Annotated in this window: 6 protein-coding genes; 2 read left to right on the top strand and 4 right to left on the bottom strand. The window is 67.5% G+C overall.

Annotated elements, in window-relative coordinates; genetic code table 11:
- On the bottom strand, nt 1–259 hold a 259-nt coding region (locus D7Y13_RS38205; protein WP_147452595.1), incomplete at its 3' end, for a hypothetical protein.
- A 260-nt stretch (nt 260–519) separates the two neighbouring features.
- On the opposite strand from D7Y13_RS38205, the gene D7Y13_RS45390 reads away from it, so the two are divergent.
- Together D7Y13_RS45390 and D7Y13_RS38200 are read left to right on the top strand one after the other, a co-directional pair.
- Nucleotides 520–1,023, top strand: coding sequence for a hypothetical protein (locus tag D7Y13_RS45390; RefSeq protein WP_147444557.1), 504 nt, complete (start codon nt 520–522; stop codon nt 1,021–1,023).
- A 130-nt stretch (nt 1,024–1,153) separates the two neighbouring features.
- Nucleotides 1,154–1,903, top strand: coding sequence for a hypothetical protein (locus D7Y13_RS38200; RefSeq protein ID WP_233596005.1), 750 nt, complete (start codon nt 1,154–1,156; stop codon nt 1,901–1,903).
- A gap of 274 nt (nt 1,904–2,177) precedes the next feature.
- Here the strand turns inward: D7Y13_RS38200 and D7Y13_RS38195 are convergent, their stop codons facing one another.
- From D7Y13_RS38195 to D7Y13_RS38185, 3 genes are all read right to left on the bottom strand, one after another.
- A complete protein-coding gene (locus D7Y13_RS38195) occupies nt 2,178–2,486 on the bottom strand; it encodes a hypothetical protein (RefSeq protein WP_147444556.1) in 309 nt (102 codons plus the stop codon).
- Between the two features lie 97 nt (nt 2,487–2,583).
- Nucleotides 2,584–3,330: a phytanoyl-CoA dioxygenase family protein gene (locus D7Y13_RS38190; protein WP_120538090.1), complete on the bottom strand. Its 747-nt coding sequence runs from the start codon at nt 3,328–3,330 to the stop codon at nt 2,584–2,586.
- Nucleotides 3,331–3,385: 55 nt separating this feature from the next.
- Entirely contained in the window at nt 3,386–5,047 is a 1,662-nt protein-coding gene (locus D7Y13_RS38185; protein WP_120538091.1) for an acyl-CoA dehydrogenase family protein, read from the bottom strand.
- Nucleotides 5,048–5,210: the final 163 nt, after the last annotated feature.

Here is a 5,210-nt window from a genome sequence, read left to right as displayed (position 1 = left end):
GGCGGACTGCGCGAACCCTGGTGGTGACGGCTGGGGTGGGGGGCTCCGGGTGGAAGGTCAGCGTGATGTCGACGCAGTCCGGTCCCCGCTTGCCGTTGAGCAGTTCGTCGAAGAGTGGGAAGTCGACCTCGGCCCCGAACCAGTAGCCGGGTTCCAACTTGAGGAGGTCTTCTTCACGGGGAGGCGGAGGGAATCGATCCGCCACCAGGAACTCCAGCGGTTGTGTCGTCGCGCAGTCGAGGACCGCGACAATGTCCAACGTGTTGTTCTCCAGGAGTCGCCGATCCAGCGTGATGGTCCCTTCTTCGGAGCCAATCAGGACGCGTCCGGCGAGAGTGGCACCGTCATATCGGGGGGATTGGAGTTCGAAGAGCGGACGCGCAGCGGATGTCGCTGCTGGAGGGGGAGGCGGTGGGACGACGCGACGGCAGGCGGGAACGAAGAGCAGCGACGCCGCAAGGAAGACAAAGGCCGAGTGGCTCATCTGCATCTGAGTTCTCCATGGTTGCCGGGGACGCCATGGCCATCGCCGTGTTGCCATCCGCAGGAATGCGCCAGCTCATGGACCATGGCTTGGGCTCGGCACTGCTCGGACAAGGGAAGTTCGCACCAATAGATCTCCGACTTGGGTTTGCGACAGGTCTGAGTGCCCTGGAAGACGAAGCCGCCGATAGCGCCCCTGCTTTTCTTTCCGTCATCCCGGCATTTTTGCTGAATGTAGTCACTGCACTTCACGAGCACTCCACTGCATTGGAGCTGGACGCATTCACGGAGGCAGGTGTCATCGATCTCTTCCGCAGCGGCGTGACAGTCCTCGACCGTGGGGGTGGCTCGGCACTGGGTGTGGCGCATGGGCGTGCGGGGTCGACTCGTGGTCGCGCATGCCGGAAGCAGCAACAGGGCAAGCCCGATGCTGGCGATTCGGTGGGGAGCCGGGGCTTGGCGCAAGGTGCGGTTCCGTCCTTGGGGGAAGGCCGTGAAGCGCTGGATCAAGGCGCTACATCTGCACGTCTGTTCCCGTGAATGGCGTGTTGGGGACGGTGTGAAACGTCAGGGATACCCACGAGGGCATGGAAGAACCCGTATTGCTGGGGATATAGGTTGCGTCCGTCCGGGTTGTAGTAGCGTGGATCAGAACGGGAGGGTTCTCCAAGTGCGCAACAGTCTTCGGTGGTTGGGGTCGCTGCTCGATCGCGTGGGCCTCAAGGAAGCAGTGGAAGAGGCGAGCGATTGGGTGCGGTACTACGCGCAGGGGAAGCCGCCCGCGAGTGAGCCGCAGCCGACCCGTGTTTCCCGTCCCATGCACTCCGAGCCGCCGCGTGCCTCCGTGCACGAGGTGATCGCGTCCATGCGGAACACCATGCCCGAGCGGCAGGTGGACGGGACGGTGGTGGAGATTCCGTTCGAGGGCCGGATGGAGCTGGTGCCCTCGGCCCTGCGCAAGCGGGCGCCCAAGGCGAAGAAGGCAGCGGGCAAGAAGACCGCCGCCAAGAAGGCTCCCGCGAAGAAGGCCGCCGCCAAGAAGGCTCCCGCGAGGAAGGCCGCCGCCAAGAAGGCTCCCGCGAGGAAGTCCGCGGCGCAGCCTGCGAGCGAGGACGCGGTGTCGGTGCTGGAGACGGCGCTGCGAGGCCATGCACGCCAGAAGGACCTGGTCTCCGCGGGCAAGGAGAAGGACCAGCTCCTGCGTTCGCTGATTCCGCTGTACCTGGCGCGGTCGCTGGACGTGGAGATCACGTCGGGCACCACGTCGCGCTTCTGGAGCGGGTTGGGCGTGACGTACGCCGCGCCGAACGCCGCCAAGGCGCTGCGCCTGCACGCCGGCTACGCGCAGGACACCAAGAAGGGCAAGGCCATCACGGCCAAGGGCGTCCGGTACGTGGAAGACGCCCTCGGTCAGGGCTGAGTCTGACGCACGGGATGTCGCGGCTCCGCTGCCCATACACTCGCGATCTGTTTCGCGTTTGTGCATGGGCAGCGACGGCTGCGGTGGCGTCGTGTGCAGCCCCAGAGAGACGGGCGGGCCTTGTCGAAGGCAGCCCTGACGCCAGCGGCATTGAGTGGCCAGAACACCTGCAGCCCATCGCGACCGTCTCCCCCGAGGGCAAGATCATTGAGCGGTATCAATACTCACCCTGAATGACGATGCATCCTGTTGGGAACGCGGGCTCGGCCAACTCTCAGGGACCTTCTTGGAGCAGTTCGGAGAGCCGTCGGATCTGGGGGCGATAGGCGAGCCCCAGGCGGTGCTGCAATTCGATCTCCACCTTCTCCAGGAGCCAGGGAAGGTGGGCCACGTCGGTCAGGTCTACGTAGGTCTCTTCGCCGCGTGCTGCCGCCTGCCGTAGGTAGCGCTCGTGCGCACCCTGGGCCGCTTCGGGATTGCGCCAGTGGCCCCGGAAGTCGACGTAGATCTGGCGCACGGTCTTCCCGAACTCAAGCGCGTCGATGCTGACGATGAGGTCCGCGCAGTCCTCGTTCGGCATCACGGCGCAGTCATTCAGGATGTCCTGGAGGACCGGAAGCAGAAGCTCCCGATGCCGGGCCCGCTTTCTTTCGTGGATGACGCTCATGGCTGAGGCGGCGTCAGTCTGCCTTTGCAGAACGTGAACCGGGAATGGGCAGGTTGTCTGTCTTCCGGTACGTGGCCACCACCGAGTACTTCGTGTCCACCGTGTGGTTGCGGCTCGCCGCGTGAAACAGCCGCGCGTGGAAGAGCAGCACATCTCCCGGGGACAGCCGCACGTACTGGGCATCCGCGATCAGCGCCGCGTTCTCCGGCAGCTCCGGCCGCAAGAACAGACGTTCGTCGTAGCGCTCCGGCGCGAAGGTCATCCGGTGCGTCCCAGGCAAGACTTTCAGCCCGCCGTTCTCCGGCGTCTCCTGGCCCAATGCCAACCACGTGGAGATCAACTCCGGCCGCGCGAAGGACCAGTAGCGCACGTCCTGGTGCCACCCCGTGTCCGACGAGTAGCGCGGCTGCTTGGTCATGACGCAGTTGTGGTGCGCCCGCGCCTGCACCACCGGCCCCTCCAGCAACTGACCCAGGGCCTCCAGCATCCGCGCGTCGTCGAACCAGGCCGCGAAGAGGGGCGAACGTTCGTGCGCGCGCAGCAGTCGGCGCACCGTCCGTCCGCCTTCCTCCGTCCGGCTGGCCGGGGAGCCCGGATAGGCCACGTCGGCCTCGTACTCCACCGGGCCTTCACCGGAGGCGAGCTGCTCCAGGATGGAGGCCCGCATCCGGGCGCAGGTCCCACCCTCCACGAAGGACGGCAGGACGAGATACCCATCGGCGGCGAAGCGCTGGCACTGCTCGGGACTCAGGACGGACATGGCGCCCGCTTCTTAATGGGGGCGCCGTCCGAGTGCACCTGTCCCGAGCCCAGCCTCACCCCAGCAGACGCGAATCATCCAGGTCGATTTCATCCTGGATGAGGTCCACGCCGTTCTGCCGGAACCGCCGCGCCGCCGCGCGCGTGCGCGGCCCGTGCCCATGGTCCAGGCACCACTGCGCGTGCTCGCTCAGGAGCGCCAGCTCCAGCGTGCGCCCCAGCGTCAGTGAGAACCGCCGTGCCCCGGCCTCCATCGTCGTCGGGTTCGCCATCGCGCTGGAGACCCAGACCCGCGCGTGCTCCAGCGCGTCGTGCGCCGTCTTCACGCACGGGCGCAGGCCCACGTCCGTCACCTTCGACAGCCGGCCCTCCACCTCGTGGAAGTACGCCTCCAGCGTGCCTTCCTTCGCCAGCGCGCGCAGCGCGTCCAGCGACAGCACGTTCGTCGTGCCCTCCCAGATGGACAGCACCTGCGCGTCCGCCTGGATGCGCGGCAGGCCCGTGTCCTCCACGTACCCCGCGCCTCCGAAGGACTCCGTCACCTCCGACGTCACGTGCACCACCTGCCGGCCCGTCGTCAGCTTCGCCAGCGGCGTCACCAGCCGCTGCAACAGCTGCTCCTGCTCCGTCGCCGTGCGCGTCTCCAGCTTGCCCAGCAGCTCCACGCCCCGGAACGCCAGCAGGAAGCCCGCCTGGAACTCCGCCTCCAGCCCCGCCAGCGTGTCCACGTGCAGCGGCTTCTCCGACAGCGGCGCGCCGAACTGCACCCGGCGCTTCGCGTAGTCGTGCGCCAGCGCCAGCGCGCGCCGCATGCTCCACGTCGCGCCCATCGCGTTCCAGGTGCGCGTCACGTTCAGCATCATCGCCATGTTGCGGATGCCGTCCGTCAGCCCCGCCACCGGCGTCGCGAGCGTCCCGTCCAGCGTCAGCTCCGCCGTGGGCACCTTGCGCGTCCCCAGCTTGTCCTTCAGCCGGTTGATCTGGATGTGATTGAGCTGGCCCGCCGCGTCCCGCGTCTCCACGAAGAAGAGCGCCAACCCCTTGCCGCCGGGGCCGTTGCCCTGGGGCCGCGCCAGCGTCAGCGCCATCTGCGCCGTGGTCGCGGACGTGAACCACTTCGTCCCATACAGCCGCCAGCCCTCGGGGGACTGGCGCGCCTCCGTCAGCGTCAGGCCCACGTCCGAGCCGCCCGTGCGCTCCGTCATCCACTGGCCCGACGTCCAGAACGTCGCCGGGTCGCGCGAGGTCAGGTGGGGCAGGGCGTGGTCGATGAGCTGCTGGTTGCCCAGCGACAACAGCGAACGCGCCGCGCCGTCCGTCATCGCCAGCGGACACGAATAGACATCCAGCGACGGCTGCACCAGGTAGTTCAGCGCGAACTGGTGCACGCGGCTGAGCGCGCCACTCTTCTGCTCATAGGCCACCGCGACCAGGCCCTTGCGCGCCGTCAGCGCCTCCGCCTCCTTCCACAGCGGCGTCACCTCGATGTGGTCAATGCGCTGGCCCCAGGGGTTCCACTGCGTCAGGACGGGCTCGTTCAGCCGGTCGCGGAGCTGGAACTCGTAGAAGTGCTTGCCGCCCAGCTCTCCCAGTTCGCGGAAGTCGTCGGTGATGGAGCGGCGAAGGTCCTCCGGCAGGGTCCGGGCGAGATAGCCCTGCAGGAACGCGTCGTCGTCGTACTGGTTGCCAAGTCCGGGGGGTGCCTGGAAGAAGCTCATGCCCCGAAGTTATCACCCCGCCACGGGCGGTGGGGTAGAGTGGCCTCCCCTCTGCCGGAGCCGTGATGACCGACTTCTTCCGCAGGCCCCCTCCTGGCGCGGGTCCGTCCTCCCAGGACGCCGAGCAGGACCCCAATCGCAGCGTCACCCCCCTGGAGACGCC

Source organism: Corallococcus praedator, assembly GCF_003612125.1.
Taxonomy (GTDB): Bacteria; Myxococcota; Myxococcia; order Myxococcales; family Myxococcaceae; genus Corallococcus; species Corallococcus praedator.
The sequence above is the reverse complement of the archived record's forward strand: the minus strand, read 5'-3'. Positions and strand labels throughout refer to the sequence as shown.